The 1901-nt window shown below is 48.4% G+C and carries 1 protein-coding gene; it reads left to right on the forward strand.

Features of this window, described 5'->3' with window-relative positions; translation table 11 throughout:
- Positions 1 to 39 precede the first annotated feature (39 nt).
- Positions 40 to 1901: nitrite reductase large subunit NirB (nirB, locus tag AB4496_RS09495; RefSeq protein ID WP_372130869.1), on the forward strand; the 1862-nt coding region annotated here is incomplete at its 3' end.

A 1901-nucleotide genomic window follows, 5' to 3' on the forward strand; every position in this document is an offset into this window, starting at 1 on the left:
GATGCTAGTGATGGTGACGCCGAGAATAAGGAATGGATTATGAGCAAGAAGAAAATCGTCGTTGTGGGTAACGGCATGGTTGGACACAAATTTATCGACAACATCCTGCAATCAGAGAGTGATGAGTTTGATGTGATTACTTTTAGTGAAGAGCCAAGGTTGGCCTACGACCGTGTTCAGTTGACCGCTTACTTCAAGCGCGGAAATGCTGATGATTTGGCATTAACCAGCGAAGAGTATTACCAAAGCAATGGCGTCAATTACCTTCTCAACGCGAGAGTCGCTCAACTGGATACTGAAAATAAGTGCGTTGTGACTGAATCGGGACATACCGAGAGTTATGACACCTTAATTCTGGCAACCGGTTCATTCCCTTTTGTTCCCCCTATTCACGGTAACGACCAAGAACACTGCCACGTTTATCGCACCATTGAAGATCTAGACGCCATTGAACTATCTAGCAAAGGCAGCAAATCTGGCGTCGTTATTGGTGGTGGTCTGCTTGGCTTAGAAGCCGCAAACGCAGTCAAAAACCTTGGGTTGGAAACCCATGTAGTGGAATTTGCACCTCGCCTGATGGCCGTACAGTTAGATGACGGTGGCGGTGCCCTACTGCGCAGAAAAATTGAAGACCTTGGCGTACAAGTTCATACCGAGAAAGCAACCTCTGAGATAGTCGCGGGTGAAAGCGCTCGCTACAGAATGAACTTTGCAGACGGCACCCACCTTGAAACCGATATGATCGTGTTCTCTGCAGGTATTCGCCCTCAAGATGCCCTAGCTCGCAGCTCTGATATCGCCATTGGTGAACGTGGCGGCATCGTGATTAATGATCACTGCCAAACTAACATCGACAACGTGTATGCGATTGGTGAATGTGCGCTTTGGGACAACAAGATCTTCGGCTTAGTCGCACCCGGTTACTCCATGGCGAAAGTCGCGGCTTCGCATATTGTCTCCGGCGGCACTGACGATGCTGCATTTACTGGTGCCGACATGAGCACCAAGCTCAAACTGCTTGGCGTCGATGTGGCCAGTATTGGTGAAGTACATGGCAAGACGGAAGGAGCTCAGTCGTATACCTATAACGATGAAATTGAACAAGTTTATAAGCGCCTGATCATCTCGGCAGACGGTACAAAGATTGTCGGTGCAGTATTGGTCGGTGATGCAGAAGCTTACGGTTCGCTACTGCAAATCAAACAAAACGATATGCCCCTTCCTGAAAACCCATCGGTATTGATTTTACCTAACGTGGCCGATGATTCAGGTTCGGCAATGGGTGTTGAAGCTCTGCCGGATAGCGCTGTGATTTGTTCATGTTTCGATGTGACCAAAGGCGACATTAAAGACGCGGTTTCAGCGGGTTGCACCACGATGGCTGCATTGAAAGAAACCACGAATGCTTCAACAGGTTGTGGCGGTTGTTCTGCCCTTGCTAAACAGGTTCTCGATAGCGAGCTAAGTAACCTAGGTGTGGAAGTCTCTAACGATATCTGTGAGCACTTTGCGTATTCTCGCCAAGAGCTAACTGACATCATCCGCGTCAACAAAATCAAGACCTTCGATGAGCTGTTAGATTCTCACGGAAACGGATTGGGCTGTACTGTGTGTAAACCGGCTGTCGGTTCGATTCTGGCTTCGTACTGGAACGATTACATCCTTGAAGATCAACACATAGAACTGCAAGACACCAACGACATCTACCTCGGTAACATGCAAAAAGACGGCACCTACTCTGTGGTTCCGCGTATTGCTGGCGGTGAAATCACACCCGATAGACTAATCGTGCTTGGCGAAGTCGCTAAAGAATTCGACCTTTACACCAAGATCACCGGTGGTCAGCGTGTCGACTTGTTTGGCGCTCAACTTAACGAACTGCCAATCATCTGGAAAAAGCT

Source organism: Vibrio sp. 10N.222.46.A1, assembly GCF_041473595.1.
Taxonomy (GTDB): domain Bacteria; phylum Pseudomonadota; class Gammaproteobacteria; order Enterobacterales; family Vibrionaceae; genus Vibrio; species Vibrio tasmaniensis_A.